At 74.4% G+C, this 25873-nt stretch carries 23 protein-coding genes; 13 read left to right on the top strand and 10 right to left on the bottom strand.

All coding sequences use genetic code 11. The features are described from left to right. Nucleotides 1-102 precede the first annotated feature (102 nt). From ACZ45Q_RS20185 to pdxR, 3 genes are all read right to left on the bottom strand, one after another. On the bottom strand, nt 103-1359 hold the full coding sequence (locus ACZ45Q_RS20185; protein ID WP_468262968.1) for a GNAT family N-acetyltransferase: 1257 nt from the start codon (nt 1357-1359) through the stop codon (nt 103-105). A gap of 237 nt (nt 1360-1596) precedes the next feature. Then, entirely contained in the window at nt 1597-3192 is a 1596-nt protein-coding gene (locus ACZ45Q_RS20180) for an alkaline phosphatase D family protein (RefSeq protein ID WP_468262966.1), read from the bottom strand. A gap of 623 nt (nt 3193-3815) precedes the next feature. Continuing rightward, nucleotides 3816-5327 carry a MocR-like pyridoxine biosynthesis transcription factor PdxR gene (gene pdxR / locus ACZ45Q_RS20175; protein ID WP_468262963.1) on the bottom strand — a complete coding sequence of 504 codons (1512 nt, stop codon included), beginning with the start codon at nt 5325-5327 and terminating at the stop codon, nt 3816-3818. A gap of 289 nt (nt 5328-5616) precedes the next feature. Here pdxR and ACZ45Q_RS20170 point away from each other — a divergent pair, with 289 nt between their 5' ends. The 9 genes from ACZ45Q_RS20170 (at nt 5617) to ACZ45Q_RS20130 (ending at nt 14434) form a co-directional block, all read left to right on the top strand. Further along, the gene (locus tag ACZ45Q_RS20170; protein WP_468262961.1) at nt 5617-6123 is read left to right on the top strand and encodes a hypothetical protein; all 507 of its coding nucleotides are present in this window, start codon (nt 5617-5619) and stop codon (nt 6121-6123) included. Continuing rightward, nucleotides 6107-7069, top strand: a complete 963-nt coding sequence (locus tag ACZ45Q_RS20165) for a bifunctional lysylphosphatidylglycerol flippase/synthetase MprF (RefSeq protein WP_468262958.1) — start codon at nt 6107-6109, stop codon at nt 7067-7069. The genes ACZ45Q_RS20170 and ACZ45Q_RS20165 overlap by 17 nt, the downstream gene beginning before the upstream one ends. A gap of 64 nt (nt 7070-7133) precedes the next feature. Continuing rightward, nucleotides 7134-8267, top strand: a complete 1134-nt coding sequence (locus tag ACZ45Q_RS20160; protein ID WP_468262955.1) for an acyl-CoA dehydrogenase — start codon at nt 7134-7136, stop codon at nt 8265-8267. A gap of 61 nt (nt 8268-8328) precedes the next feature. Continuing rightward, nucleotides 8329-9492, top strand: coding sequence for an SDR family oxidoreductase (locus ACZ45Q_RS20155; protein ID WP_468262952.1), 1164 nt, complete (start codon nt 8329-8331; stop codon nt 9490-9492). Next, nucleotides 9489-10760 (top strand): aspartate aminotransferase family protein, encoded by a 1272-nt coding sequence (locus ACZ45Q_RS20150; protein WP_468262950.1) that lies wholly within the window; start codon nt 9489-9491, stop codon nt 10758-10760. The genes ACZ45Q_RS20155 and ACZ45Q_RS20150 overlap by 4 nt, the downstream gene beginning before the upstream one ends. A gap of 47 nt (nt 10761-10807) precedes the next feature. Further along, nucleotides 10808-11275 (top strand): aromatase/cyclase, encoded by a 468-nt coding sequence (locus ACZ45Q_RS20145; RefSeq protein WP_468262947.1) that lies wholly within the window; start codon nt 10808-10810, stop codon nt 11273-11275. Beyond that, nucleotides 11247-11822, top strand: a complete 576-nt coding sequence (locus tag ACZ45Q_RS20140; RefSeq protein ID WP_468262944.1) for a flavin reductase family protein — start codon at nt 11247-11249, stop codon at nt 11820-11822. Before ACZ45Q_RS20145 ends, ACZ45Q_RS20140 begins: the two co-directional genes overlap by 29 nt. Continuing rightward, nucleotides 11819-13141 carry an NAD(P)/FAD-dependent oxidoreductase gene (locus tag ACZ45Q_RS20135; protein ID WP_468262941.1) on the top strand — a complete coding sequence of 441 codons (1323 nt, stop codon included), beginning with the start codon at nt 11819-11821 and terminating at the stop codon, nt 13139-13141. Before ACZ45Q_RS20140 ends, ACZ45Q_RS20135 begins: the two co-directional genes overlap by 4 nt. A gap of 51 nt (nt 13142-13192) precedes the next feature. Beyond that, a complete protein-coding gene (locus ACZ45Q_RS20130) occupies nt 13193-14434 on the top strand; it encodes a wax ester/triacylglycerol synthase domain-containing protein (RefSeq protein WP_468262938.1) in 1242 nt (413 codons plus the stop codon). 81 nt (nt 14435-14515) lie between these two features. Here the strand turns inward: ACZ45Q_RS20130 and ACZ45Q_RS20125 are convergent, their stop codons facing one another. From ACZ45Q_RS20125 to ACZ45Q_RS20100, 6 genes are all read right to left on the bottom strand, one after another. Beyond that, nucleotides 14516-15394, bottom strand: coding sequence for an SAM-dependent methyltransferase (locus tag ACZ45Q_RS20125; protein WP_468262935.1), 879 nt, complete (start codon nt 15392-15394; stop codon nt 14516-14518). A gap of 32 nt (nt 15395-15426) precedes the next feature. Beyond that, a complete protein-coding gene (locus ACZ45Q_RS20120; RefSeq protein WP_468262932.1) occupies nt 15427-16998 on the bottom strand; it encodes an ABC1 kinase family protein in 1572 nt (523 codons plus the stop codon). A gap of 113 nt (nt 16999-17111) precedes the next feature. Further along, on the bottom strand, nt 17112-17825 hold the full coding sequence (locus ACZ45Q_RS20115; RefSeq protein WP_468262929.1) for a hypothetical protein: 714 nt from the start codon (nt 17823-17825) through the stop codon (nt 17112-17114). Nucleotides 17826-17868: 43 nt separating this feature from the next. Further along, a complete protein-coding gene (locus ACZ45Q_RS20110; protein ID WP_468262926.1) occupies nt 17869-18393 on the bottom strand; it encodes an RNA polymerase sigma factor in 525 nt (174 codons plus the stop codon). A gap of 150 nt (nt 18394-18543) precedes the next feature. Beyond that, the gene (locus tag ACZ45Q_RS20105) at nt 18544-20307 is read right to left on the bottom strand and encodes an NAD(P)/FAD-dependent oxidoreductase (RefSeq protein ID WP_468262922.1); all 1764 of its coding nucleotides are present in this window, start codon (nt 20305-20307) and stop codon (nt 18544-18546) included. Nucleotides 20308-20352: 45 nt separating this feature from the next. Then, nucleotides 20353-21018 carry an HD domain-containing protein gene (locus tag ACZ45Q_RS20100; RefSeq protein ID WP_468262919.1) on the bottom strand — a complete coding sequence of 222 codons (666 nt, stop codon included), beginning with the start codon at nt 21016-21018 and terminating at the stop codon, nt 20353-20355. A 376-nt stretch (nt 21019-21394) separates the two neighbouring features. Here ACZ45Q_RS20100 and ACZ45Q_RS20095 point away from each other — a divergent pair, with 376 nt between their 5' ends. After that, complete coding sequence (locus tag ACZ45Q_RS20095) at nt 21395-21934, top strand: SRPBCC family protein (protein ID WP_468263252.1); 540 nt, start codon at nt 21395-21397, stop codon at nt 21932-21934. 145 nt (nt 21935-22079) lie between these two features. After that, nucleotides 22080-22949, top strand: coding sequence for an alpha/beta fold hydrolase (locus tag ACZ45Q_RS20090; protein ID WP_468262916.1), 870 nt, complete (start codon nt 22080-22082; stop codon nt 22947-22949). Here the strand turns inward: ACZ45Q_RS20090 and ACZ45Q_RS20085 are convergent. Next, entirely contained in the window at nt 22901-23779 is an 879-nt protein-coding gene (locus ACZ45Q_RS20085; protein WP_468262913.1) for an alpha/beta fold hydrolase, read from the bottom strand. The genes ACZ45Q_RS20090 and ACZ45Q_RS20085 overlap by 49 nt on opposite strands. 154 nt (nt 23780-23933) lie before the next feature. On the opposite strand from ACZ45Q_RS20085, the gene ACZ45Q_RS20080 reads away from it, so the two are divergent. Together ACZ45Q_RS20080 and ACZ45Q_RS20075 are read left to right on the top strand one after the other, a co-directional pair. Next, nucleotides 23934-24815 (top strand): RNA polymerase sigma-70 factor, encoded by an 882-nt coding sequence (locus ACZ45Q_RS20080; RefSeq protein WP_468262910.1) that lies wholly within the window; start codon nt 23934-23936, stop codon nt 24813-24815. Nucleotides 24816-25085: 270 nt separating this feature from the next. Beyond that, nucleotides 25086-25847, top strand: coding sequence for a GntR family transcriptional regulator (locus tag ACZ45Q_RS20075; RefSeq protein ID WP_468262907.1), 762 nt, complete (start codon nt 25086-25088; stop codon nt 25845-25847). The last annotated feature ends 26 nt before the right edge of the window (nt 25848-25873 follow it).

The raw sequence follows: 25873 nt of genomic DNA, 5'->3' as shown, positions 1-25873 counted from the left end.
GCCGTGCGGGGCCCCGGTGATCCGGCCTTCCGGGAAGCGGGCCTCCGGGAAGCGGGCCGCCGGGAAGCCGGCCTCCGGGAAGCGGGCCTCCGGCCCCGCGTCTCACTCCCGGCCGACCCGCTCCCCGTACGGCAGTCGCGCGCCGGTCCCGGCCGTGTCCAGGCGGGCGGTGATGACCAGGGTCCCCTCCTCGATCTGGTAGTCGAGGGGGAGGTCCAGGCCCCGCATCGCCGCGACCATGCCGGTGTTGGACGACTGCGTCACCGCGTACACGCTCTCGCAGCCCGCCTCGGCGGCCATCGCCACCAGCCGGCCGAGGAGTTCGCCGCCGATGCCGCGCCGCTGCCAGGCGTCCTCGACGAGCAGCGCGACCTCCGTCTCGTCACCGTCCCACAGCAGATGGCCGAGTCCGACGAGCCTCCCCGACGCCGTGTGCGCGGCGAGGGTGCGGCCGAAGCGCGGGCCGAGCAGGTGGTTCAGATACCGGTCGGCGTCCTTGACCGGACCGTGGTAGCGCATCGCGAGCGTCGCGGGCGAGCACCGCTCGTGCATCGCCCTGGCCGCCGCCAGGTCGCCGGTGTCCGCCCGGCGGACCGTGATGTCGCTGCCCTCCGACAGCCGCAGCACGTGCCGGGCGCGCGGCACCCGCGGTCCGAGGCGGGCGTCCAGGTCCACCAGCGCCCGGGCGCGGGCGAACTCGGTCGGGGTGAACGGCAGATACGGGCGCTCCACGCTGATCACCCCGCCCTCGGGCGCGCGCAACCGCATCACCGTGTCCTCCAGAGCCCCTTCCGCGGGCACACCGCCGGTGTCCCGGCCGCCGCCCGCGGGCAGCGAACGGATCGTGCACCGGCCCAGCAACTGCCTGAGCGCCAGGGGGAGTTCCGCCGCGTCCAGCGCGGTACGGGCGGCCAGTGAGAGCATCCGGGTCGGGGCGTCCACCAGATCGTGCGCGTCGGCGCGCTCCGCCCAGGTGTCGGTGCCCCCCGCCGCCGACACCACCCGGGTCAGCTCGGTCGCCGACAGCTCGCCCGGGGCCCGCAGCAGGAACTCGTCCACCGTGCCGTCGGCCAGCGGATGGGTCTGGAGGCTCAGGATGTCCACCCGCTCCCCGGCGAGCGCCGTGCACAGCGCGGCCAGCGAGCCCGGCTCGTCCCGCACCGTGGTGCGCATCCGCCACAGTGCGCTCGGCACCTGCTCCGCCGGCCCGGTCCGCCCCGCGCTGGAGGGCGGCCGGGCACCGGTATCGTCCGTCGGCGGGGCGTCCCCGTGGCGCCGTGACCACCAGGAGCGAAAGCCCGCCGAGACCGCGGCGGCGAGGCGCTGAGCGGGCGTCACTTCAGACATGTCTCGAGTCATGCAGCCACTGTGAAGGACCGGTGTTGCGCGATCACGAACGCTTTGTGACCGGTGAGTAAAAAGTCCTTCTGGGTGCATTTGTTGAGGTTTTTCCCAGTCCTTGCGCCGGCCGGGCCTTGCGTCGGCCGCTACGGCGCCCCAGGACCGTAGGGAATCGGGGGAGTTCTCGCGCCGGGCCGCGCACCGGGGGATGACACCGGTGCGCGGCACGGGTTCAGGCTACGGCAGCCTGCCGCCTCACTGGCCGACCCGGCCCGGCTGGAGCACCTTCGTGAACAGCACCGTGCCGTCCTGCTCGCGCAGCCGCACCGTCAGCTCGCCGCTGCCGCCGTCGATGTCGGCCTCGCCGAAGAACTGGTGGCCGCCGGCGGGGGAGACGTTCCCGGTGGCCGGCGCCTTCACGAACACCCGCTCCGGGCCGAACGTGCCGTCGAGCGCGCTCGCCGGGAACGCGCCCGCGTTCAGCGGCCCGGAGACGAACTCCCAGAACGGCTCGAAGTCGCCGAACGCGGCCCGCGACGGCTGGTAGTGCTGCGCCGAGGTGTGGTGCACGTCGGCGGTCAGCCACACGGTGCCGGTGATCCCGCGGTGCTTGACGAACCGCAGCAGCTCCGCTATCTGGAGCTCGCGGCCCAGCGGCGCGCCCGGGTCGCCCTGCGCGATCGCCTCGAAGTTCGGCCTGCCCTCCGTCGAGTCGGGCACCACCAGGCCGATCGGCATGTCGGCGGCGATCACCTTCCACACCGCCCGGGACCGCGACAGCTCCCGCTTGAGCCAGTCGAGCTGTTCGCGGCCGAGGATGCCCTGCGGGTCCACGGTCCGGTCGTTGGCCGAGTTGGCGTCGCGGTAGGTGCGCATGTCCAGCACGAACACGTCCAGCAGCGGGCCCTGCCGCAGCACCCGGTACACCCGGCCCTGGCGTGCGCCGGGACGGAGCGTGGAGACCGGGAAGTACTCGGCGAACGCGCGCCGTGCCCGGGCGGCGAGCACGTCCACCCGCTTCTCCGTGTACCGCTCGTCGGTGTCGGCGACGAGCTGCCCCGGGTACCAGTTGTTGCGCACCTCGTGGTCGTCCCATTGGACGACCGTCGGCACCTGGGCGTTGAACCGGCGCAGGTTCTCGTCGAGGAGGTTGTAGCGGAAGTTGCCGCGGAACTCCGCCAGGGTCTCCGCGACCTTGGACTTCTCGTCGGTGGTGATGTTCCGCCAGGTGCCGCCGTCGGGGAGGGCCGCGGTCGCGGCGATGGGCCCGTCGGCGTAGACGGTGTCACCGCTGAACAGGAAGAAGTCCGGGTCCAGGGCGGCCATCGCGTCGAAGATGCGGTAGCCGCCGAGGTCCGGGTTGATGCCCCAGCCCTGGCCGGCCAGATCGCCCGACCAGACGAAGCGCACCCCGTCGCGCCGGCGCACCGGCGCCGTACGGAAGGTGCCGGCGACCGGCTCGCCCGTGCGCCGGGGGTCGTCCGGGTCGGCCAGCAGCACCCGGTAGTGGATCTGCTCGCCCGGAGGCAGCCCGCGCAGCCGGGTCGTGCCCGTGAAGTCCGTGCCGGGGCCGAGCAGCGGACCGTGCCATCTGCGGGGGTTGCGGAACGACTCGGTGGCGGACGTCTCGACGATCATGCGGGCCGGCCGGTCGGAGCGGGTCCACACCAGACCGGAGTGCGCGGAGACGTCTCCCGTCTGCACGCCCCAGCTCGCCGCCGGCCGCCCGGAGCGGGCGAACGCCGGTGCCGCCGCGAGGGCGGTGGGCAGGGAGAGGGCCGCCGAGGCGGCGAGGGAACCGCGCAGCACGCTGCGGCGGCCCGGGAAGGGACGGTGAGGACGGTGGGACATCGATGCGCCTCCAGGGACAGGATCCGGCCAGTGGGCAGTGCCACACCTACTCGGGCGCCACGGCGGGCACGCGAACCCCGGGTGAACAACACGCCGCACGGGCGGGCGGAGCCCGGCCCACCACCGGCACCCGCCGGCCGACGCTCGCCCGCGGCGCCCGCGGTGGGGCCCGCCGGACTCCCTTCCCACGCGGCGCCCGCGGTGGGGCCCGCCGGACTCCCTTCCCACGCGGCGCCCGCGATGGGGCCCGCCGGACTCCCCTCCCGCCTGGCGCCCGCCACGGGGCCCGCGGGACGGCTTCCGCCCGGGGTGTCCGCCAGGGGGCCACCGGCACGCTGGCCGGCACGCCCCACCCGCCGGCCGCTGCGCGCCTCCCATCGGCCACCGTCGGCCGCTTCCGCATTCCACCGGCCACCGTCGGCAGCCTCCGCCTCCCACCGGCCACCGTCGGCCGCCTCCCTCTCCTACCGGCTACCGCCCCCGCCCCGCCTCTCGCCGGAGGGACGGAGGGCCGTCCGGCCGCCCGCACGGGAACATTCCTCTCCCAGGCGCCCTTGCCTCGGCCACCGCACAGCTCTCCCACGGGCGCACGGCGTCGGCCGCCCGCACGCGCGGGAGCACCGTCACACGCCCGCCGCCTCCGCCATCAGCCGTACGCCCGCCCGGATCCGGGCCGGCGTCAGGTGTGCGTACCCCAGCACCAGGCGGACGCGCTCTTCCCGGTCCCGGCCTTCCGCCCCCACCGTGCCCGGACCGGCGCCGGTCGACACGGGCCCGCCCGCCGCGTGGGCGTACTCCGTCAGCGCGCGCACCGCCACCCCGGCCGACGCCACGCGCGTGAGGAACCGCTCCAGGGGACCGAACCGCGCCGGGAGCGCCGCGATGACGTGCAGGCCCGCCGCGATCCCGGAGACCTCCGTGCCGGGGAAGTGCTCGGCCAGCGCCGCCGTGAGCGCGTCCCGCCGCTCGCGGTAGGCGCGCTGGCAGCGGCGCAGCTGACGGTCGTAGTCGCCGCGCTCCACAAACCGGGCGAACAGCTCCTGGTCGAGGGCCGGATGGCCGAGGTCCATGGTCCGCTTGCGCTCCACGACCTCGTCCGCCAGCCACTCCGGCACGAGCAGCCAGCCCAGCCGCAGCCCCGGCGCCAGCGACTTGCTGACCGAGCCGGTGTGGGCGACGCGCTCCGGATCGAGGCCCTGGAGCGCCCCGACGGGAGCCCGGTCGTAGCGGAAGTCACCGTCGTAGTCGTCCTCCAGTACCAGTCCGTCCACCGAGCGTGCCCAGTCCAGCAGCTCGGTGCGCCGCCGCGCCGAGTAGGCGATCCCGGTGGGGAACTGGTGGGCGGGCGTCGTCACCACCGACCGCACGCCCGACTCCCGCAGCGGTCCCAGCGCCAGCCCCTCGTCGTCCAGCGGGAGCGGCACCGTGGCGACGCCCGCCGACGCGTACAAGGCGTCGTGCTGCGGGCTGCCGGGGTCCTCGACACCGACGGTGCGCATCCCGCGCGCGTGCAGTGCGAGACCGAGCAGGGCCGTCGCCTGTGCCACCCCGGAGACCACGACGATCCGCTCCGGACCGGCCACCACGCCGCGACGCCGCGCGAGCAGCCCGGCCAGTGCCGTCCGCAGCCGCGGCAGTCCGCGCGGATCGGGATAGCCGAGGCCGTCGTGCGTCAGCTCGGCCAGCACCGAACGCTGCGCGGCCGACCACGCGGCGCGGGGGAACAGCGACAGGTCCGGCGTACCGGGCACGAAGTCGGCGCGGGCGCCGGGAGAGCGCGGAGCGAGATCACGCGCGCGTGGGCGCGCTGCCCGCACCGCGTCGCCCACCCAGGTCCCCGAGCCCCGGCCGCTGCGCAGATAGCCCTCGGCCGTCAGCTGCTCGTACGCCTCCGTCACCAGCCCGCGGGACACCCCGAGGTCCGCGGCCAGGTCCCGGCTCGACGGCAGCCGGGTGCCCGGCGTGAGCCTGCCCGAGCGGACGGCCTCCCGCAGCGCCTCCTGCAACGCGCGGCCACGCGCGCGTACCGGCGCGGACGCCGCGGGGAGCAGCAGTTCCCACGCCGGACCGCCGTGCGCGCCCGCCGGGTCCCGGCCGGGCCCTCCAGCGCCGCGGTCCGTCGTCGGTGACGTCATGAAGGCAACCCCCGTCAGCTCCGGTCGCGGGTCAATTGCCCTCATTTTACGAGGGGTTGCGCCGACCGCCTCGTAAACAGAAGTGACAGACCGCAGCGAGGGGGCAGGCTGATGTCGCGTCCGGACGAGGAATCCGACGCCCGGGAATCCCGCACGCCGACCGCGGCACACGCCCCGGAATCCGTGTGCGGCGTACGTCCCGGAAAACCGTCCGGAACCGTACGCGGCACACGCCCGGAAACCTACGCGTCAAATGGCCTGGAACCGCACGCGCAATCCTGGAGCGCCCGTGGACGCCAAGAACCGCTTCGAGACGAAAACCACCTTCGCGCTCTCCCGGCTCGAATGGCTGGGATTCCTCGCCGTGTCGCTCGTGCTCACCGTCCAGCACCGGTCGGAGATCCGGTGGTGGGTCTTCGCGCTGCTGTTCGCCGTGATCGACGTCATCGGCTACCTCCCCGGCGCGATCGCCCACCGACGCAGTCCCGACCGGCGTGTCGCCCGCGGCTACTACGTCGCCTACAACGTGATGCACAGCCTGGTCACGGCCGGTCTCCTGGCCGGCGCCTGGGCGCTGTTCGTCCGACCGGAGTGGGCGCTGCTGGCGCTGCCCGTCCACCTCATGGGCGACCGGGCCCTCTTCGGGAACTCCCTGAAGCCTTTCGGTGTCTCCTTCGAACCGGAAACCGACCCGGCCTTCCGTGAATTCGAGCGGCGCTACCGCCCGGTGTTCACCGGTGCCGAAACGACGGACCCCCGGACCTCCGTGGAGGGCAAGAATGCCGTCCGTGCTTGACACCGTCGCCGCCAACAGCGACAACCCCAGTGCCTTTCTCGCCCTGAACAGCGGAAACGCCTATTTCCGCGACGACGGGTTCGACGGCGCCTGTGCCTACCGCACTTCCGGTCGCTACGTCCTTCAGTTCGGCGGCCCGTTCACGGCACCCGAGCACCGCGCCCGGCTGCTGGAGGCGTTCATCGCCCACGCCGGCCGGCGGCTGGTCGCCGTGCAACTGCAACGGGCGGACGCCGAGCTGTACGCGGCGCACGGCTTCACCGTCAACCAGATCGGCGCGTCGTACGCCGTGGACCTCTCCCGTTTCACGCTGCGCGGCTCCAAGTTCGTCCGGCTGCGGAACAAGATCTCCCGCGCCCGCCGGGCGGGCCTGGAGATCACCGAGGTGAAGGCCGGCGACGACTGCGCCGAACTGGACCGCCTCGACGAGAGCTGGCTGCGCGACAAGGGCCGGCACGTCAAGGAGCTGCGGTTCCTCGTCGGCCAGCGCGACGGGCCCCTCCAGGAGCACCGCAGGCTGTTCGTGGGCCGGATCGACGGCGCGGCCGTGTGCTACATCAACTACTCGCCGGTGTACGGCAGCCGCCCCGGCTGGCTGCACGACCTCAGCCGGCGTCGCCCCGACGCGCCGCCCGGTGTGATGGAGGCGCTCAACGCCACGGTGATGGAACGCCTCACCGACGAGGGGGCCGGCTGGCTCCACTTCGGGTTCACCCCGTTCACCGGCCTGGACCCGGAGCACGAACTGCCCTGCGCCGGCCCCCTGTTCAGCCGCTGCACCCGGCTGCTGGCCCGGCACGGGGAGGCGATCTATCCCGCGGCCTCGCAGCTCGAGTACAAGGAGAAGTGGGCCCCCCACGCCGTCCTGCCGGAGTACATCGCCTTCCTCGGCAGGCCCCGCGCCGGCGCCTTCTGGCAGCTGCTCCGCGCCACCAACGCCGTCTAGACCCGGGCGATCCCGCCCGCCCCCTCCCATCCCGTCCCGGAGCGTCCAGGAGGACCGCGCGCCCATGAGATTCCTCGAGCGTGAACGCACCACCCTCGCCAAGCTGCTGCCGGACCTCGACCCCGCCCTGCGCGAGGTGCCCCTCATGGAGCTGGAGCGGCCCACGAGCCCCGGCATCCGGCTGTTCCGCGACAGCGGCGGGCCCGGACTGCTGGTCCCCGTCTCCCACCAGGGACGCGGCGCGACCGCACTGGACGCGCTGCGCGTGCAGCGGGCCATCGGCAGCCGCTCGCCGTCCCTCGCCGTGGCCACCACGATGCACCACTTCTCCATGGCCACCCTCGTGGGCCTCGGCGCGCTCGGCGACGGCCTGGAGTGGATGCTCATCGAGGGCGTGGCGGCGAGCAACCGCATCGTCGCCTCCGGATTCGCCGAGGGCCGCAGCGGCGCCGGCATCCTGGACCCGGCGATGACCGCCACGGTCACCGACGACGGCATCCGCGTCAACGGGGTCAAACGCCCGTGCAGCCTGGCCCGCTCCATGGACGTCCTCACCGCCAGCGTCACCGTGCCCCGCGAGGACGGGCCGGGTGAGGAACTCGCCATCGCCCTGGTCCCCGCCGACAGCGAGGGCATCTCCGTCACCGGCTTCTGGTCCAGCGCCTTCCTCGCCGGGGCCGAGAGCGAGCAGGTCACCCTCACCGACGTGCTCGTACCGCCGGAACTGCTGCTGCGCACCGCCTCCGCCGCCAAAGACCACCTGGACGAGCTCCAGACCGCCGGGTTGATCTGGTTCCAGGTCCTGATGACCGGCAGCTATCTGGGCGCCGCGAGCGCCCTGGTGGAACGGGTCCTGCTCAACGACCGCATCCCCGAGCACGACCGGGTCCGCCTCTTCGTCGAGACCGAGGCCGCGATGTCCGCCGCCGAGGGCATCGCCCGCCGGGTCGACGCCGGAGACCTGGACGAGTCCGCCCTCGCCCAGGCCCTGTACACCCGCTACGGCGTGCAGGACGCCCTCGCCCGCATCGTCCCGCGCGCCGTCGAACTGCTCGGCGGGCTGAACTTCATGACCTCCGACGAGGTCGGCCACCTGGCCGCCTCGGCCAACGGCCTGTCCCTGCACCCGCCGTCCCGCTCCCGGATGACCGGGCCGTTCTCCGCCTACCTGGCGGATAGGCCCCTCGCCATCGCCTGACGTCCCGCCGAAGCCGCCGCCCCGCCTTCGGCGGCCGAGCCCTTTTGGGAGAGCACCGTTGATGCCACCGGACAACCCGCCCACGCCCCCCGGCACCCGGCCGACGCCACCGGACATCCCCCGCCCCACCCCCTTTCCGGCCGCCCGCACCGCACCGCGTGAGCGCCCCACCCTGCTGCTCACCGGCGGTTCCGGAGTCCTCGGCCGGGCCCTGATCGACGAGCTGTGCGCCGACTTCGACCTGCTGTGCCTGCGCCGCTCCACCCCGCTGCACGACCCGCGCGTGCGCGAACTCCAGGGCGACCTCCTCGCGCCCCGCCTCGGCCTGAGCCCGCTGGCCTGGCACGAACTCGCCCTCCGGGTGGACGTCGTCCTGCACTCGGCGGCCGAGACCAACTGGCGCAGGCAGCCCGAGCGGATCGTGTGCACCAACGTCCGCGGCGCCGACACCATGCTCGACCTGGCCGCCCGGGCCGACGCCCCGCTGTACCTGGTCAGCACCGCGTTCGTCGCCAACACCCCCACCGAGGAGGACCACTGGCGGTTCCCCGGCGCCGCCGCCTACCTCGGCTCCAAGGCCCGCGCCGAGCAGCTGTTCCGCGAGGCCGGGGTACCCGGGGCGATCGTGCGGCCCTCCGTCGTGATGGGCGACTCCGGCACCGGGCGGATCGCCGGGCAGCAGGGCCTGACCAGGACGATCGGCTCCATGCTGCTGGGACAGGTGCCCGTGCTGCCCGGCGCCCCCGAGGCGCGCATCGACATGGTGCCCCAGGACTACGTCGCACGGGCCGTCGGCGACCTGATCCGGGGCGGGGTCGGCCGCGGCGAGTACTGGCTGACGGCGGGCAAGGAAGCGATCGAGCTGCAGGAGTTCGCCGACGTCTGCGCCGACGTCGCCGTACGCCACGGCCTGCCCCGGCCGCAGCGGCCCCGGCTCATCCCCGTCGAGGCGGTGCACCGCCTGCTGCTGCCCATGCTCGAGGGCACCGCGCTGCCCGCCTCGCTGCGCCGCCGGCTGGAGCACTACGCGGAACTGCTGCTGGTCTTCCAGCGGGACCTGCCGTTCGACACCTCCCTCGGCGAACCGGACTGCGGCACCCGCCTGACCCACGCCGGCCTCCGCGCCGCCCTCGACCGCAACGCCGCCCGCTGGGCCGAGGACCACTCCGGACTGCTCGCCCGGCACCGGGCCGCCGCGACCGCCCCGACGGAGGTGGCGTCATGACCCTCTCACCGCCCGAGGCCCGGCACACCGGCGCCCACGGCGACGTCGTCGACCTGTACCTCAGGCACATCAGCTCCGGCCGGGCCGTCATGGGCCGCGTCATGGGCGGCATGGCCGAGGTGCGCTCCGAGGGGATCTGGATCCACGCCGACGACGGCCGCCGCTTCCTCGACTTCGGCGGCTACGGCGTCTTCCTCCTCGGCCACCGCCACCCGGCCGTCGTCGAGGCCGTGCACCGGCAGCTCGACACCCACCCGCTCGCCAGCCGCGTCTTCCTCGAACCCGTCGCCGCCCACGCCGCCCAGGCCCTGGCCGCGCACACCCCGCCGGGCATCGAGTACGTCCACTTCGTCAACTCCGGCGCCGAGGCCACCGAAGCGGCCCTGAAACTCGCCCGCGCGAACGGCCGCACCTCGGTGATCACCACGCGCGGAGGCTTCCACGGCAAGACACTGGGCGCGCTCAGCGTCACCGCCAACGCCACCTACCAGACACCCTTCCAGCCCCTGCTCCCGGACGTCGCACAGGTCGCCTACGACGACCCCGCCGAACTCGAACAGGCCCTCGCCGCCCGCCGCGACCGGGCCTGCGTCGTCCTGGAACCGGTGCAGGGCGAGGGCGGGGTGCGCATCCCGCGCCCCGGCTACCTCCGCCGGGCCGAGGCCCTGTGCCGGGCGTACGGCGCCCTCCTCGTCGTCGACGAGATCCAGACCGGCATGGGCCGGCTCGGCAGCTGGTGGGGCGTCGACACCGAGGGCGTCACCCCCGACATCCTGCTGGTCGGGAAGGGGCTCAGCGGCGGAGTCGTCCCCATCGCCGCGATGGCCGCGACCGCCGAGGCCTACGCCCCCTTCAGCCGCGACCCCTACCTGCACACCTCCACCTTCGGCGCCTCACCCCTGGCCTGCGCGGCGGCGCTCGCCACCGTGCGCGCCATGGAGGCGGAGGACGTCGTCGCCCGCGCGGCGGCCCTCGGCACCCGCCTGCTCACCGGCGTACGGGCGGTCTGCGCGCCGTACGACGGCGGGCTGGTCCACGAGGTGCGCGGCCGGGGCCTGCTGATCGGCATCGAGTTCACCGAAGAACAGGCGGTCGGGGAACTCCTGCTGGAGATGATCGCCCGCGGCGTCCTGGTCAACCACTCCCTCAACTCCGGCCGGGTGCTGCGGCTCACCCCGCCGGCCCTGGTCGACGACGCCGCCCTCGAGCTGTTCCTCACCACCTTCGCCGAGGCCCTGCGGAGCACGGCCGCCCGCATGGCCGGGTGACCCCCGCGACCGCCGTCCGCCACCAGACCGGGAAGGAACCGACTCCCATGCCCCACGTGGTCGTGCACGCCGTCGCCGACGGCCTGGCCCCGGCCGACGCCTACCGGCGCATCAGCGACTTCCGCCGCTACCCCGACTTCACCGACACGGTCCGCGAAGTGCGGACCGACCCGCCGCTGCCCGACGGCTCGGTCGTCTCCGACTGGGCCGTGGTCTTCCGCGGCGGCCTGATGCGCTGGCGGGAACGCGACACCTTCGCCCCCGACACCCACACCGTCACCTTCGAGCAGCTCACCGGCGACTTCCAGAGCTTCGAGGGCAGCTGGCGCTGCGAACCGCAGGGCGGCGGCACGCGCGTCGTCTTCACCGCCTCCTTCGACCTCGGCATCCCGAGCCTGGCGCAGATCCTCGACCCGGTGGCCGAGTCCACCCTGCGCGGCTTCGTCGCCGACATCGTCTCCGGCCTGCTCGACGCGGAGGTGACCGATGACCGCGCCGCCGCGGCCCACGGCTGACCCGGCGGCCACCGGGGCGCCGCACACCGAACCGCTGCGCGAGGAACCCGGCCCCGGCGCGGCCCGCTGCCTGGGGCTGTACGCCAAACTGGCCGCCGGCGTCACCGTCGTCACCGCCCCCGGCGGGAGCGGCCCGTCGGGCATGACGGTCTCCGCGGTGACCTCGCTGTCCGCCCGGCCACCGCTGCTGCTGGTCTGCCTGCGCGACGGCTCCCGCACCCTCGCCGCCGTCCGCGCGCACCGGGCCTTCGCCGTGCACCTGCTGCGCGAGGAACAGCAGGAACTGGCCACCCGGTTCGCGTCCCCGACGACACCCGCCTCCGAGCGGTTCGCCGGCACGCGGCTGCGCCAGGTGCTCGGTGTCCCCGTGCTCTCCGGGGCGCTGGCCTGGTCGGTGTGCCTGACGGAGGACGTGCGCCGCTACGGCGACCACCACCTCGTCGTCGGCCGGGTCGCCGCCGTGCACGTCGGCGGCGGACGCCCGCTGCTCTGGCACGACCGCCGGTTCCGGGCCCTGACCGAGCCCCGGCCGGACCACGCCGGATGAACCGGCCCGCCCCCGGCACGCCGTACTGGGACCCGGCGGAACTCCCGCCGCAGCCCCGGCTGGACGGCGTGGTCACCGCCGACGTGGCCGTCGTCGGCGCCGGTCTGGCCGGGCTCGCCTGCGCCTACCACCTCGCGGAACGCGCCCCGGGCCTGGACATCGCCGTGGTCGACGCCCAGCGCCCGGCGGCCGGTGCCAGCGGCCGGGGCACCGGCCTGCTCGGCCCCCGGGGCGGCCCACCGGTCGACCGTGCCGTGCGCCGGCACGGCCCGGACGCCGCGCGCCGCATGCACCTGGCCGCCATCCGCGCGGTCGACGACGTCCTGGCCCTGTCCCGGCGGCTCGACGTGCCCTGCGGGCTGCGGCCCGGTGCGCAGATCATGGCCACCCGCTCCGCCGCGGGCCTGGCCGCCCTCGCCCGCCAGGCCCGCGCCTACCGCCGGCTCGGCCTGGACGTACCGGTCCTCGGCGCCACCGCCCTGCGCGACCGGGTCGGGGTGCCCTACCGGGCGGGGCTGCTGCACCGCCCCGCCGCCACCCTCGACCCGGCCGCGCTCACCTGCGCCCTCGCCCGGGCCTGTGCCGCCAAGGGCGTGCGGTTCTACGGCGAGAGCCCGCTGCTGACCGTACGCCCCGGCGACCTCGTCGGACCCGAGCTGGTCTTCCCGCACGGACGGCTCTACGCCGGACAGGCGGTGCTCGCCGTCAACTCCGCCGCCGCCGCGCTCGGGCTGCCGGTGGGCACCGTCCTTCCGCTGGAGGTGTACGCCGTCGCCACCGCGCCGCTGAGCCGGCCGGCGTACGAGGCGCTGGGCGGGGCCGCCGGGCACGCCGTGGTGGACGCGGTGCCCCTGGCGCCGTACTTCCGGCCGCTCCCGGACGGGGGAGTGGTGGCCGGGGGCGGCACCGTCACCGTGCCGGAGGGGCTGGGCGCGGCCCGGCTGCGGGCGGTGCGCGAGCGGGCCTGGGCGTGGCTGGAGCGGTGGCTGCGCTCCCTCCACCCCGAGCTGGCCCGGGTCCGCGTCACCCACCGCTGGTCCGGCCGCATCGGCATGACCGGCGACGACCTGCCCGTCGTGGGCCCGGTCCGCGGCTTCCCCGACGTCTGGTACATCGGCGGCTGCTGCGGCCACGGCCTCGCGCTGTCCGTGGCCCACGGCGCACACGTGGCCGCCGCCCTGCTCGGCGAACCGGACCCCGGCGACCCGCTGCCGTGGCACCGGTCGCGCGCCCCTCGGCTGCCCGTGCGCGGCCCGGCCCGGCCGCTGCTGCGCGGATACGTCGACGCGCTCGGCCGGGCCGCGCGCCGCGCCTGCTGACGGCCGCCCGGACGGGCAGGCTGAGTGCCCACCCCCACAGGAAGGTTCACGATGCGTTCCCAGCCCGGCGTCGACGGCGGTCTCCCGGCGGCCCTGCCGATGCGGACGGCGGACCTCGCCTATCGCCGCGCCACCCGCGGCGGGCCGCTGCCGCTGCCCTTCGTCTTCGGCTTCGCGGGACCCGCTCCGTCGCTGGACGCGATCCGCGCGCGCGTGGCCGAACGCGCCCACCACATCCCGGCGCTGCGCTACCGGCCGGCCACCGGCCGGGCGGTGTTCCGGCGGGTCGAGCGGATCGCGGCCGAGCAGCACGTGCACGAGGCGTGGCTGCCCGAGGACACCGACGGCTCGGCCACCGGACGGATGCTGCTCTCCCGGCCCCTGGCCACCGGCGACCGGCCGCCCTGGGAGGTGTGGCTGGTGCACGGCCCGGCCGGCGGGCACGCCCTGTGCTACCGCACCGACCACGCCTACCAGGACGGTGTGGGAGCCGCGTACACCGCCCGCGCCCTCCTCGACGACCACCCCGAGCGCGGACCGGCCGCCCAGCCCGGCGGGCGGCCCGCCCTGCGCGGGTTCGCCGGGGTGCTCGGCGACGTGGCGGACGGCCTGCGCGGCTCCACCGCCAAACCGGCCTTCGACGGGCCGGTGAGCGGGCGCACCGGCGTGTGCCACGCCGACACGCAGGTGGCGCGGCTGCGGGCCGTCGGCCGCGCGCACGGCGCCACGGTCAACGACGTCTACCTCGCCGCCCTGTCCCACGCCGTGCGCACCTGGCACCTGAAGAACGCCGGGGAGGAGCATCCGCCGCTGCCGGTCGCCGTACCGATGTCCGTGCGGGCTCCGGGGGAGGAACTGGCGCCCGGCAACCGGCTGGTGACGGCCCGGCTGCTGCTGCCGTGCGACGAGGAGTCGCCGCGGCGGGCCCTCGCGCGGGTGACGGCCGGCACCCGCCGGCTGCGCGAGAGCCGCCGGCGCGACGCCTTCCGGCTGCTCATGGCCGCGACGCCGCGCGCGGTCGGCGCCCGGATCGGCACCCGCCTGGTCAACGGGGCGGTCGTCGCCGGCCCCGCGAGCAGCGTCAACTTCGGCGAGGCGCTGGTGCACCGGGGAGCCGCCGCCCGGTGGGCCGCGGTCTACTCCGGTCTGGCCTCGGGCATCCGCTGCCTGGTGACCCTGACCAGCCAGCGCGACGCCGCCCGGCTGACCGTGGTCCACGACCGGACGCTGGCGACCGCCGGCGAACTGCCGGACCTGTGGCTCGCGGCGCTGCTGGAGCTGGAGCGGGGATAGCGGCGAGCGGCGCCCGCACGAGGGAACAGCACGCGGAGAGGGGAGCCCCCGGCGCCGGGGGCTCCCCTCTCCGCGTGCCGTTCAGCGCGGCGGGCGCAGCGTCCCGGTCGTCAGGAACACCGCCTTCGCCGCGGACTCGCCGAGCAGCGGCAGATGGGGCGCGAGGCGCTCGACCACGTAGGGCAGGGCGAACAGGTCGGCGACCCGCGTCTGCCAGCCCTGCCGCGCCCACCAGGCCTCCGGTTCGGACAGCCGCCAGTGCCAGGAGATCCCGGTGGCGGACAGCGCGTCCAGGAACGGCGCCACGAACGAGGAGGACGCGGACCCGTCGTTCACGCACTCGGCGCCGAAGCTGCTGCCGGGCGCGGAGAGTCCGGTCGCCGTACGGACGATGTGTTCCACCTGCGGTGGCCGCAGGTGGTACAGCAGCGTCTCGCACAGCCACGCCGTGGGCCGGCGCGGATCGAAGCCCGCGGCGAGCAGTTCCTCGCCCCAGGAGTCCGCCGGTGCGGCGCCGACGGTGCTGCGCCGTCCGCAGGACGGCTCCGTCCGGTCCAGGACCTGCTCCTTGAAGGCCAGCAGGGCCGGCTCCTCCACCTCGAAGACATGCACCCCGGCCGGCCAGTCGAGACGGAACGCCCGGCTGTCCAGTCCGGCGCCGAGCAGCACCACCTGGCGGCGGCCCGACCGCGCCGCGGCGAGCAGATGCTCGTCGAAGAAGCGGCTGCGGACGACCGCCCAGTCGGGCAGCAGCCGCTGCAACGGGCCGTCCCCCGGCGGCCCGCCGCGGAAACCGGCCGCGCGCAGGAACGCACCGGCCCACGGGTCGCGCACGTACGGCGCGGGCCGGTCGTACTCCCCGGCGTGCGCGGCGGCCGTCCAGAGCGCGACCTGCGACGGCCCCTCCGGCGGCGGGGCGCCGGGACCGGGCGGGGACTGCGGGCGTACGGCGTCCGGCATGGAAGACCTCCGAATCGGAAGGCGGGAACGGTTCAGCGGGCGTGGCGGCGGCCCAGCAGGAACGCCAGCGCGCCCAGCGCCAGCAGCCCGCCGGAGGGCCGCGTGGGACGCTGGCCGCCCATGGCGGCGGGTGTCCGCGGCTCATGGACGTGCAGCGCGAACTGCCGGTTGGCGACGTCGGCGAGGACCCCGCGGACCTGCTCGGGGCTGGTGACGGCGGCCAGCAGCAGCTCCATGGTGTTGCGGGCGAACTGGTGGCGGCCGAGGAACTCGCGACCCAGCGCCAGGAGGATCCTCGGCACCTCGCCCTGGAACACTTCCGGCAGGGTGATCTCCGGGGCGAGGTGCCGCACCGATCCGTCCAGGTTGGCGAAGGACTTGCCCAGCAGCGACACGGCGGGCGGCGATCCGATGCCCCGCTTCGTCGCCTTGGCCAGCACGGTGGTGAGCGAGACCCCGAAGTTCAGCTCCTCCAGTGACAGATGGGAGACCTTGGGCACGAACGCGGCCATGTCGGCGGTGAAGGCGGGCATGTTGGCCCACGGCGTCATCCGGCCCATCTCCGCCCAGTGCTGGGCGAGGCCCGCACCGTCGTTCTGCGCCAGCGTCATGAACAGCGGCAGCAGTTGCAGGCTCGTACGCCGGTCCAGGCGGCCCACCATGCCCCAGTCGATGATGGTCGCGGGCGCCCCGGGCGAGGCGAAGACGTTGCCGGCGTGCGGGTCGGCGTGGAAGAAGCGGTGCACGAAGTAGCCGTGGTACATGAAGCGCAGCAGGTCGCGGCCGATCTCGATGCGCTCGTCGTCGGCGAAGTGGCTCGGCTCCAGGTGCCGCACCGACGTGCCCGGGGCCAGCGACTGCACCAGGACCCGCGGACTGGCGTGTATCACCCGCGGCACCGCCAGGGTGCGGAACGACTTCACGTGCTCGCGGGCCTCGTCCATGTTGCGGGCCTCGCCGGTGAAGTCCAGCTCCGGCTCCATCGCGTCGAAGACGGAGCCGAGCATCGCCTCGATGTCGATGACCTCGTTGAACCGGGGCGCGACGCGGGCGACGATCCGGGCGGCCCGCCGCATCAGCGCCATGTCGGCGAGCACGCCCTCGCGGATGCCGGGCCGCTGGACCTTCACCACGGCGGGCCGGCCGCCGGGCAGCGTCACCCGGTAGACCTGGGCGAGGGAGGCGGCTCCGAGCGGCTCGACGGTGTCGATGTCGTCGAAGCGCAGCTTCCAGTCCGGCCCGAGGTCCCGTGCCAGCACCGGTTCGAACGCCGAGAACGGCTGGACGTCGACCTGGTCGTGCAGGTTCTGCAACTCGTCCCGGATGGACTCGGGCACCATGTCCGGCCGGGTGGACAGGATCTGACCGAGCTTCACGTAGAACGGGCCGAGGCTCTCCAGGGCGTGGCGCACGGCCTTGGCGCGCCGCTGTTCGGCCCCGGCGGGGTCCGCCGCCGCGTCGGGCGGTTCGGCGGACCCCGCCGGGGGCCAGGGGCCCCGCTTCCGGCGTCTGGCGAGCCGGGTGGCCTGGCCGACCTCGTCGGCGACGAGACTGCCCAGCACCTTGACCACGAGACGCAACCGGTCGCCGACGGCAGACGGCATGGTGGGCGATCCTCCTCGGCATGTGGGCGCCACGGCCGCCGCCGGAGGGTGTTCGGCGTGACGGGCGGAGCGGGACGGCGACGTGCGGACGGGGGGGCGGCTGCCCGGCCGCCTTACCCGGTCACGCCCTTGGCGACGTCGCCCGCCGCCTTGGCGGCGCCGCCGGCCGCCGACGCCGCCTGGCCGGCGGCCTGCCCGACCTGGCTCTGGAGCGCCTGGAGCAGCTTCGTGATCATTTCGCCCAGCTGGTTGAGCTGGGCGGGCAGCTGGGCGACCGACGACAGTACGTCGCCCACGCCGGCGGCGGCCTGTCCGGCGCCCCCGGCCAGCTGTCCCAGCCCGCCCAGGGCGCCGGCCGCGCCGCCGAGCGCGGCGAGGGGGTTGCCCGCCCCGCCGAGGGCGGCGAGCGGGTTCCCGGCGCCGGCGAGCGCCGCCAGCGGGTTGGCGGCGCCGGCGACGGCCGCGAGCGGATTGCCGCCGCCCGCGCCGCCGGTGAGCGCGGCCAGCGGGTTCTGCGCGGCGCCCGCGATGTTCCCGAGCTGGCCGGCGGCGGCCCCGGTGAGCCCCGCCAGGGGGTTGGCCGCACCGGCCACGCCGCCGAGCGTGGCGAGCGGGTTGGCGGCGCCCGCGAGCGCCGTGGCCGGGTTGACCGCGCCGGCCAGGGCGCCCAGGGCGTTCCCGGGCAGCCCGGCCAGCGTGTCGACGGGGTTGTCGGAGGCGGGCTTGTCCGCCCGGTTGAGGATGTCGTCGAAGGCCTCCTTGCTGCTGTCGGCCATATTCCCGACGAAGTCCTTGAAAATGTCCTGGATGTTCTTGTTGTTGGCCATGAGCGATCCCTTTCTGATGGACGCGGAACGGGGACGGAGAGGTCTATCCCGCAGAGTCGTCCAAGGCCCGGGCGCACGCTGTCTTCAGACGCGCGCGGCCCCGGGTGAAAGCGGCTTCGGCCGCCTTGAGCGAGATGTTGTGCATGCGGGCGAACTCTGCGGTGGAGATTCCCGCGGCTCGGGCGAGTATGACTTCCTGCTCCCGGCCGCGCAGTTGGTGCACCTGGCTCAGCAGCCATCTGCCGAAGTCCTCGTCGCAGACGTCCTCCTCGGTCGTGCCGGGGGAGTCCAGGAGCGCGGCCCGCTGCAACAATCTGCTGCGACGCTCCATATCGCGGTAGAAGTCGATGCAGAGGCGAAGCGCCACCGACGTCAGAAAGGGACCCAGGCGAGTTCTGTCCAACGTACGGTGCGCGGCTGCGCGGGCCATGGTTTCCTGAACGCAGTCCTCGGCGTCCTGGAAACTGGGAAGTCGTCGTCGAACCAATCGCATGAGGCGGTCCTGGTGCTGGAAGATTTCCTCCCAGGAGCTTTCAGCGGGCGATTGGCAGGTGGAATGTAGCGCCATTGTGGATTGCAGCCCGTTGTCTCTCGGATTGGGCAGGGAGAACCGCCGCCGATTTTTCTTTCGTCGGCCGTGAGAATTTCCTACCCGAGGCTTTGGGGCGGCAAACCGGAATGTTTGCCTCCGCTGATCAGCAGGAATGGTTTTTCAGGGTCATTTCTCGGCACGCGGGGCCGGCCGTCGCATCCAGTCGCGGTTCCAGTTGACCCACATGTCCCGCACGGTCTGGTGCACCTGGGTCGCACCGCCGCGCAGTTCCGTGGTGTACGCCTCCACGGCCTCCTTCGCCACCATCCGCGCGCCCCCCGTGAAGTAGGAGCCCCGTACGTGCCGGGGGGCGCGGAACTTGCCCCACAGCAGGATCCTCATGAGCGGCCAGAGCGTGAACACCCCGGAGGGGCAGCGGTCTTCGGGGTCCAGGGTGCCCCACACCGCCGGGCACAGCCCGCTCTCGCGCAGCAGCCCGTAGATGCGGGCGACGGTCCGCTCCTTGCTCGACCGGCCGTCCCGGTAGGCCAGCACGGCGTCCCGGGACTGCGTGAACAGCCGCTCCACCCACGGGTTGTCGACCCCCTGGAGCCCTCGGTAGGGCGGCAGTTCGAGAGCGTCGAAACACGTGCGGTCGCGGGTCTTCTCGTACGTCACGGCGGCCTGGTTCTGGGCATTGGTGCCGTACAGCGTGGTGATCGTCCACACCCGGTTCCAGGCGTTCCACAGCTCGAAGTCGTCGAAGGAGATGTAGCTGCACGACACCAGGTCGTCGTAGAACCGGAACATCCGCTTGATCCAGTGCTCCAGGTACCGGAACCGGGCGGTGTCGAAGTCGTTCTCGCGCACCGCGTCGATGAGCCGGTGCCCCAGCGCGTTCAGCGCCATCACGGTCACGGCCAGGCCGCTGGAGAACAGCGGGTCGATGAAGTCGCTGGCGTGCGGCAGCAGGCACCACCGGTCGCCGACGACCTGCTGTGAGGAGAACTGGGTGCGGTCGGTGGAGACGTACGGCCGCACCGCCCTGGCCCGCTCGAACTGCCGCTCCACGCTGGGGAACCGGCGCACGTGCCGCCAGAACTCCTCCTCCGCCGTGACCCCCTCGGGCCGCGGGTGGCGGTCCAGGTCGAGGTTGACGCCGACGCTGCACAGCTCGCTCGTGCCGAAGCTGTGGTTGTCGAACGGGATGACCCAGAACCACCCGCCCTCGAAGAGATGGTGCAGCGTGCCCTGGCTGAACGGGCTGGGCATGCGGTGCTGTTCGCGCGGCGGCGCCACCGTGTCGAAGGGGCGCACGTCGACCATGTGCGTGAAGATCGTGCGCGAGCGGGTGCGGTAGGGCGGCTCCTGCCGCAGCCCCAGCCGCTCCGGCAGCATGGCCCGCATGCCGCCGGCGTCCACCACGTACGACGCCCGGAAGGTGCCCTTGTCGCGGGTGACCAGGGTGGCCCGGTCCTCCTCGAACTTCACGTCGTCGACCATGGTGTGGGTGTGGGCCACCACGCCGTAGGAGACGGCGACGTGGAACATGTAGGCGTCCACGTCCTGCCGGAAGTAGTGCGAGTCGGGGCCGAGCGGCGGCCCCCAGGTGGGGTACTGGGTGCACTCCTCGGCCCGGGTCGGCTCGCCCTCCCGGTGGTAGACGAAGCTGAAGTTCCGCTTGACCCCGCAGTTCGACGACACATGACGGCGCAGCGCGCCGTTGGTCGCGAGGTGTTCGATCTCCGGCACGTCGTAGCGGCGGGCCAGGACCCGCAGGCCGAACGTGGTCTCCGGGACGGTGGACTCGCCGATGGCGAACCGCGGGTGCCCGCTCCCCTCCAGCAGCAGCGTCCGCACGCCGTGCCGGGCGAGGATCGCCCCCAGCATCGTCCCGCCGATGCCGCCCCCGACGATGGCGACGTCGAACACACGCTGGTCCTCTTGCATGTCTGGTCCTTTCGCGACGGGATGAGCGAGCTGCCGGGCCGGCGGTCACCGGCGGGCGGCCGGCAGCACCCGGCGCAGCCCGCAGGCGGCCATCCGGGCGGAGAAGGAGACGGCGAGGCAGGGAGTGGGCGCGGCGGCGGTGAGCAGCCGGCGCTCACCGGGGATACGGCGCTCCCCGCGCCCGGTGACGTCCAGCCAGGCACCGAAGTGCAGCAGCCTCGCCTCGGGCCCCGCGTCCGGTGCGGGGAAGAGCCGCATGTGCTCGCGCACCGCGCGGGTGAGGGCCCCGCGCCGGCGGGCGTCGACCCGGTGGTCGGCCAGGAAGCGGTCGAGCAACTCGGCGGAGCGGTGGGGGAACCCGCCCCGGCCGAGCGGGGCGAACCCCACCAGGCCGGTGTCGTGGAACGCCGCCGCGGCCAGCAGCCCCGCCCGGTCGTAGGTGATGCCCTGGACGCGCGCACGGGCGTCGGCGAGCAGGAACGTCCGCAGCGAGTGCAGCGCGACCCGCCGCGGAAGCAGCCGGCACATCTCCGCCAGGGCGGCTCCCGCCAGCGGCTGCCCGAGCAGCTCCGCCAGCGGCGGGCGGCCGAGCAGGGGCCGCCAGGCCTCGGGCAGCGCCTCCGGCGGAACCGGTCCCGGGCGCACGTCCCGGCCGCGGTCGTCGTCCGGGTCACCGTCGCCGGAGCCGGGCGTGCCGGGCCGTGCGGTCATGGCCAACCCCCTTGCCTGCGCAACCGGTTGGTTGCTTCCGTCTCACCCCGCTTTACGCCCCGGGCTCCGCTTCCCCTCCCGCCCTCGCGGCCCCCTCCCACCGGTCGCCATGGCCGGTCTTCGCCTCCCGGGATCGAACGGGGGTACGGCAATGGCGGTCGGTGCGCGGACGCCGCGGAGTTGAGTGCGCGCCCGCGCGGGCGCCCGCCGCCGGTGGACCTGGCGGAATTCGGCCACTCCCAAGTCGCCTGCGCCGGTGGCGCGTTGAGGCGAGACCGACGGCGCGCGGCGCGGTTCACGCGCTCGGGGCGCGCATGCGGGGTCCCCGTTCGGGGGCTGTCGCGGTGCGCGGGCGCCCAGGCAGTCTGGGGGCGTGATCGCCGTGCTCAACACCCACCAACGCACCCTTGCCGCACCGCCCGAGGAGGTCGGCACGCTGATCGACGCCCTGGGCGGTGCGGACGACCGTCTCTGGCCGCCCGGCTGGCCCCCGGTCCGCTTCGCCGGTCCGCTCGCCGTGGGCGTGCCCGGCGCCCACGGCCCCGTGCGCTACGTGGTGAGCCACTACGTGCCCGGCCGCTGGGTGCGGTTCCGCTTCACCGGACCGCGGGGCTTCGAGGGCTTCCACGAGTTCGCCGTCGAGCCGCTGGACGGGGGGCGGAGCGTGCTGCGCCATACGCTGGTGCTCCGCCCCCGGGGGGTGCGCTGGGCCGCGTGGCCGCTCTTCTTCCGGCCCGTGCACGACGCGGTGTTCCGCCAGGCCCTGGACCGCGCCGAGCGGGCGCTGACCGGCCGGGTGGCCCGCCCCGCGACCTGGAGTCCCTACGTACGCCTGCTGCGCGCCGCCACCGCCCGGCTGGTGCCGAGCCTGGCCGTCCAGGCGACTTCCCGCCCGGATACGGCCCCGAAGGGGTGACCCCTGTTCATTCGTCGGTGGGAATTCTTTCCCTCGGACGAGGGATCGTGACGGCATTTCCTGGACGGAACACTGAGAAGCCCGGGAAATCCCCCTGGTTTCCCGTCCATGCCGGATTTCCGGCAGGAAAGGGAGGAGCAATTCCGTGAGTTTCCTCAATCCACGTGTCCCCGGGTTCAACTCGGACGACGTCGTCACGGACATCACCGAAGCACCCCACCGGGCCACCGCCCTGACCGAGGTGGCCGGCGCCACGGTCGTCGCCACCGTCGACGTGGACGGCGGAGAGGACGACTGGGACCTGCCGCTCACCGAGGAGCATCCCCGGCCGGTGGTGCTGGTCCACGGCACCTTCGGCAACCGCGGCTACACCTGGACCTCGGCCACCCCCCTGCTGCGGGAGCACGGGTACCGGGTCTTCCGGCTGGACTACGGGCAGCACCTCAACCCGGTGATCTTCGGCCTCGGCGACATCAAGCGGTCCGCCCGGCAGCTCGCGGACTTCGTCGACGAGGTGCTGCGCCGCACGGGCGCGCGGCAGGTGGACATCGTGGGCTTCTCCCAGGGCGGCATGCTGCCGCGCTACTACCTCAACGCCCTGGGCGGCGGCCCGAAGGTGCACAACTTCGTCGGCATCTCGCCCAGCAACCACGGTGTCACCGCCCAGGGGCTGATGAACCTCGCCCGGCAGATCCCCGGCGCGAAGGAGATCGTCGAGCAGGGCGCCATCGGGGAGGTCGTGCCGGCCTGGCCGCAGCTCCAGCACGACCACCCCTTCCAGCGCGAGCTGGCCGAGCTGGGGGAGACCACGGAGGGCGTCCGCCACACCGTCATCGCCACCCGGTACGACGACGTGGTCACCCCGTACACCTCGTGCGCCCTGGAAGAGACCGAGGGCCGCTACGTGCGGAACATCGTCCTCCAGGATCTGGCCCCCGACGACCACACCCCGCACGCGAGCATGCCCTACAACGCGACGGTGCTGCGCGTGGTGCTCGAGGCACTGGCCGACTGAACGCGGCTGCCGTCGAGGACCACGCGGGCGACCAGGGCCGGATCGTCGTTCATCGGCACGTGACCGCAGCCGGGCAGCCGCACCAGGCGGGCCCGCGGGACGACGCGCTTGGCGCGGACGCCCTGCCGGGGTATGAGCAGGCGGTCGCGGCTGCCCCAGGCCACGGTGACCGGTATGCCGGGGACGTCGTCGGTGAACCGGACCTCCCGTCCGGACCGGAGGGTCTCGGCGAAGCCCTCGGCCCCGGCCAGCGCCAGTGTCTCGGCGACCACGGCCTCGGGGGAGCGGCGGCCCGGACGGGCGTAGATGGTGCTCGTCAGGGCGGCGCGGCCGGCCGCCGTGCGGGACAGCCGCTCGACCAGCGGCAGCGGCAGCCTCCGCGCGGTGGCCCGCATCCCCGTCAGCACGCCGAAGGCGTACCGCCGCTCCGCCTCGGACCAGAAGCCGGCCGGGGACAGCGCGGTGACCGACCGGGCCAGCCCCTCCCGCCCCAGCTCCAGGGCGAGCAGGCCGCCCAGCGAGTTGCCGGCCACGTGCGGGCGGTCCAGCCCCAGCGTCGTGCAGAAGGCGCCGAGCACCGCGTTCATCGTCGGCAGGTCGTGCGGCAGCCCCTCCGGCAGTGCCGGGGACGCACCGAACCCCGGCAGGTCCACGGCGATCACGTCGCGCTCGGTCGCCAGGATGCCGACCACCGGGTCCCAGGCCTGGCGGTGATGGCCGATGCCGTGCAGCAGGAGCAGCGGCTCGCCGGTGCCCACGCGCGCGTAGGCGACGGTCAGGTTCCGCGAGCCGTGCGGAGTGGGGACCGGGAAGGAGACGGTGGTGGACATGGGGCTCCTCGGGGAACGCTCGGTGACAGCGTGCGTAGACAGACTGTCAGCAATAGCTACCGACGGGTAGACCCCGGTCGTCCTTCCTCGGTCTCCGTTCCGGGCGCGGCGTATCCGCCTGGACACGCCCGTGCTCGTCCGCTGGGATGGGACGGTGAGCACCGACACCGCCACCGACGTCTTCGAAGAGCACCGCTCCGTCCTCCTGGGCGTCGCCTACCGCATGCTGGGCCGGCTCGCCGACGCGGAGGACGTGGTGCAGGAGGCCTGGCTGCGGTGGGCCGGGGCGGACCGGTCGGACGTCCGCGAACCGCGCGGCTACCTGGTCCGCGTCACCACCCGCCTCGCCATCGACCGGCTCCGCCAGATCAAGGCGCGCGGCGAGACCTACGTGGGTCCCTGGCTGCCCGAGCCCTACGCCACCGACTTCGGCGACACCGTGCCGGACACCGCCGAGCGGGCGGTGCTCGCCGACTCCGTCTCCCTCGCCGTCCTCGTCGTGCTGGAGTCGCTGTCCCCGCTGGAACGGGCGGTCTTCGTCCTGCGGGAGGCCTTCGGCCACCCCTACGCCGACATCGCCGCCGTGCTCGACCGCAGCGAGGCCGCCGTGCGCCAGCTCGCCGGCCGCGCCCGCAAACACGTCGACGAGCGGCGCCCCCGCTACGACGTCGACCCGGCCCAGCGCCGTGATCTCACCGAACGGTTCCTGGCCGCCGCGGCCGACGGCGACCTCGAGGGGCTGATGGCCCTGCTCGCGCCGGACGTCCGGCTGGTCGGCGACAGCGGCGGCAAGTCCAAGGCCCCGCTGCGCGTCCTGGACAGCGCCGACAAGGTCGGCCGCTTCCTCCTGGGCGCCGCCCGCAAGGGCATCCCGGACTTCTCCTACCGCTTCCTGGAGCTCAACGGCGGGCCGGCCCTGCTGGCCCTGTCCGGGGGCCGACCGGACTCCGTCTTCCAGGTGGATGTCGCCGACGGGCGCATCCAGGCGATGTACATCATCCGCAACCCGGACAAGCTGCGCTCCCTGGCCGCGTAGGCGCACCCGGCAGCCCGAAGCCGCCCCGCCCCGCCCGGGTCGCGGGCCGCCCGCGCCGGCCGGCGGGGACTTCGCCGTCCCGTCACTCCCGCCGTCCCCTGCGAACGCCCCGTGAACGCTGTGCTGCGCCGCACCCGCGCGGTGCCCGGGCGGTCGAGGATTGGTCTTGACCAAGGGGGAGGGCCGCCTTATGGTCGCAGACAAGTGCAACAACCTTTAATAAACAAGGGCGCCAAAACGCCGCCGGACACGGCGATTGCGGAGGACAGGGTGGGGACCACGCAGTTGGAATCGGTGCCGGAGCCGAAGTACTGGCATCTGAAGACCGTGCTCAGCGAAGCGCTGGACTCGGAGTTCTCGGTGGGCGAGATCCTGCCCAACGAGCGGGAACTGGCCGCACGCTTCGGCGTCGCCCGGGCCACGCTCCGCCAGGCACTGGAGCAACTGGAGCTGGAAGGCCGGCTCCAGCGCCGCCGCGGGGTCGGGACGACGGTCGCCCCGCCGCGCGTCGGCGTGGCCGTCGGCACCCGCCAGCACGCCTGGCCGGGAGCGGCCGGAGACGCCTGGCAGGTGCTCGACTGCACCCTGGCGGCGCCGCCCGCCGCGGTCGCCGCGGCGCTCGGCACCGGCCGCGAGGAGCCCGTCCACACCGTGCGCCGCTCCCGCGTCACCCACGGCCAGCCGGTCGCCGCCGAACTGCTGTACATCCCGCCGTCCTCGGTGCCGGACCTCTCCGCGATCGACGCCCCGTCCGGGCCGGCACGCGCGCGTGCCGTTCTGCGCGAGCTTCAGCACCTGGAGCTGGAGCGGCAGGACAGCGCCGTGGAGCTGGGGTCGGCACGCGCCGACGACGCCAGGGAGCTGGACCGGCTGCCCGGCGCGCCCGTCCTGGTCGTCACCACCAGCTACCGCGCCGAGGGCAACACCGTGGCGCTCTCCGTCGCCACCTACCGCGCGGACACCTGCCGGCTGACCTTCGGGGACTCCGGCGACGTCGAGATCCACCACGGCCCGGAGTCCCGGGCCTCCTGACCGGCCGCCGGCCCGCCGGGCGCCGG

Source organism: Streptomyces sp. NPDC031049 (assembly GCF_055571015.1).
This window is presented reverse-complemented; position numbering and strand designations above follow the sequence as displayed.

Excerpts from the sequence above, each read along its gene's own strand:
- ACZ45Q_RS20165 (WP_468262958.1), top strand. The coding sequence starts at position 6,107 with ATGCCGTCCGTGCTTGACACCGTCGCCGCCAACAGCGACAACCCCAGT.
- ACZ45Q_RS20130 (WP_468262938.1), top strand. The coding sequence starts at position 13,193 with ATGCGTTCCCAGCCCGGCGTCGACGGCGGTCTCCCGGCGGCCCTGCCG.
- ACZ45Q_RS20120 (WP_468262932.1), bottom strand. The coding sequence starts at position 16,998 with ATGCCGTCTGCCGTCGGCGACCGGTTGCGTCTCGTGGTCAAGGTGCTG.
- ACZ45Q_RS20160 (WP_468262955.1), top strand. The coding sequence starts at position 7,134 with ATGAGATTCCTCGAGCGTGAACGCACCACCCTCGCCAAGCTGCTGCCG.
- ACZ45Q_RS20145 (WP_468262947.1), top strand. The coding sequence starts at position 10,808 with ATGCCCCACGTGGTCGTGCACGCCGTCGCCGACGGCCTGGCCCCGGCC.
- ACZ45Q_RS20180 (WP_468262966.1), bottom strand. The coding sequence starts at position 3,192 with ATGTCCCACCGTCCTCACCGTCCCTTCCCGGGCCGCCGCAGCGTGCTG.
- pdxR (WP_468262963.1), bottom strand. The coding sequence starts at position 5,327 with ATGACGTCACCGACGACGGACCGCGGCGCTGGAGGGCCCGGCCGGGAC.
- ACZ45Q_RS20150 (WP_468262950.1), top strand. The coding sequence starts at position 9,489 with ATGACCCTCTCACCGCCCGAGGCCCGGCACACCGGCGCCCACGGCGAC.
- ACZ45Q_RS20140 (WP_468262944.1), top strand. The coding sequence starts at position 11,247 with ATGACCGCGCCGCCGCGGCCCACGGCTGACCCGGCGGCCACCGGGGCG.
- ACZ45Q_RS20085 (WP_468262913.1), bottom strand. The coding sequence starts at position 23,779 with ATGTCCACCACCGTCTCCTTCCCGGTCCCCACTCCGCACGGCTCGCGG.
- ACZ45Q_RS20105 (WP_468262922.1), bottom strand. The coding sequence starts at position 20,307 with ATGCAAGAGGACCAGCGTGTGTTCGACGTCGCCATCGTCGGGGGCGGC.
- ACZ45Q_RS20110 (WP_468262926.1), bottom strand. The coding sequence starts at position 18,393 with ATGGCGCTACATTCCACCTGCCAATCGCCCGCTGAAAGCTCCTGGGAG.
- ACZ45Q_RS20115 (WP_468262929.1), bottom strand. The coding sequence starts at position 17,825 with ATGGCCAACAACAAGAACATCCAGGACATTTTCAAGGACTTCGTCGGG.
- ACZ45Q_RS20185 (WP_468262968.1), bottom strand. The coding sequence starts at position 1,359 with ATGACTCGAGACATGTCTGAAGTGACGCCCGCTCAGCGCCTCGCCGCC.
- ACZ45Q_RS20155 (WP_468262952.1), top strand. The coding sequence starts at position 8,329 with ATGCCACCGGACAACCCGCCCACGCCCCCCGGCACCCGGCCGACGCCA.
- ACZ45Q_RS20135 (WP_468262941.1), top strand. The coding sequence starts at position 11,819 with ATGAACCGGCCCGCCCCCGGCACGCCGTACTGGGACCCGGCGGAACTC.
- ACZ45Q_RS20100 (WP_468262919.1), bottom strand. The coding sequence starts at position 21,018 with ATGACCGCACGGCCCGGCACGCCCGGCTCCGGCGACGGTGACCCGGAC.
- ACZ45Q_RS20125 (WP_468262935.1), bottom strand. The coding sequence starts at position 15,394 with ATGCCGGACGCCGTACGCCCGCAGTCCCCGCCCGGTCCCGGCGCCCCG.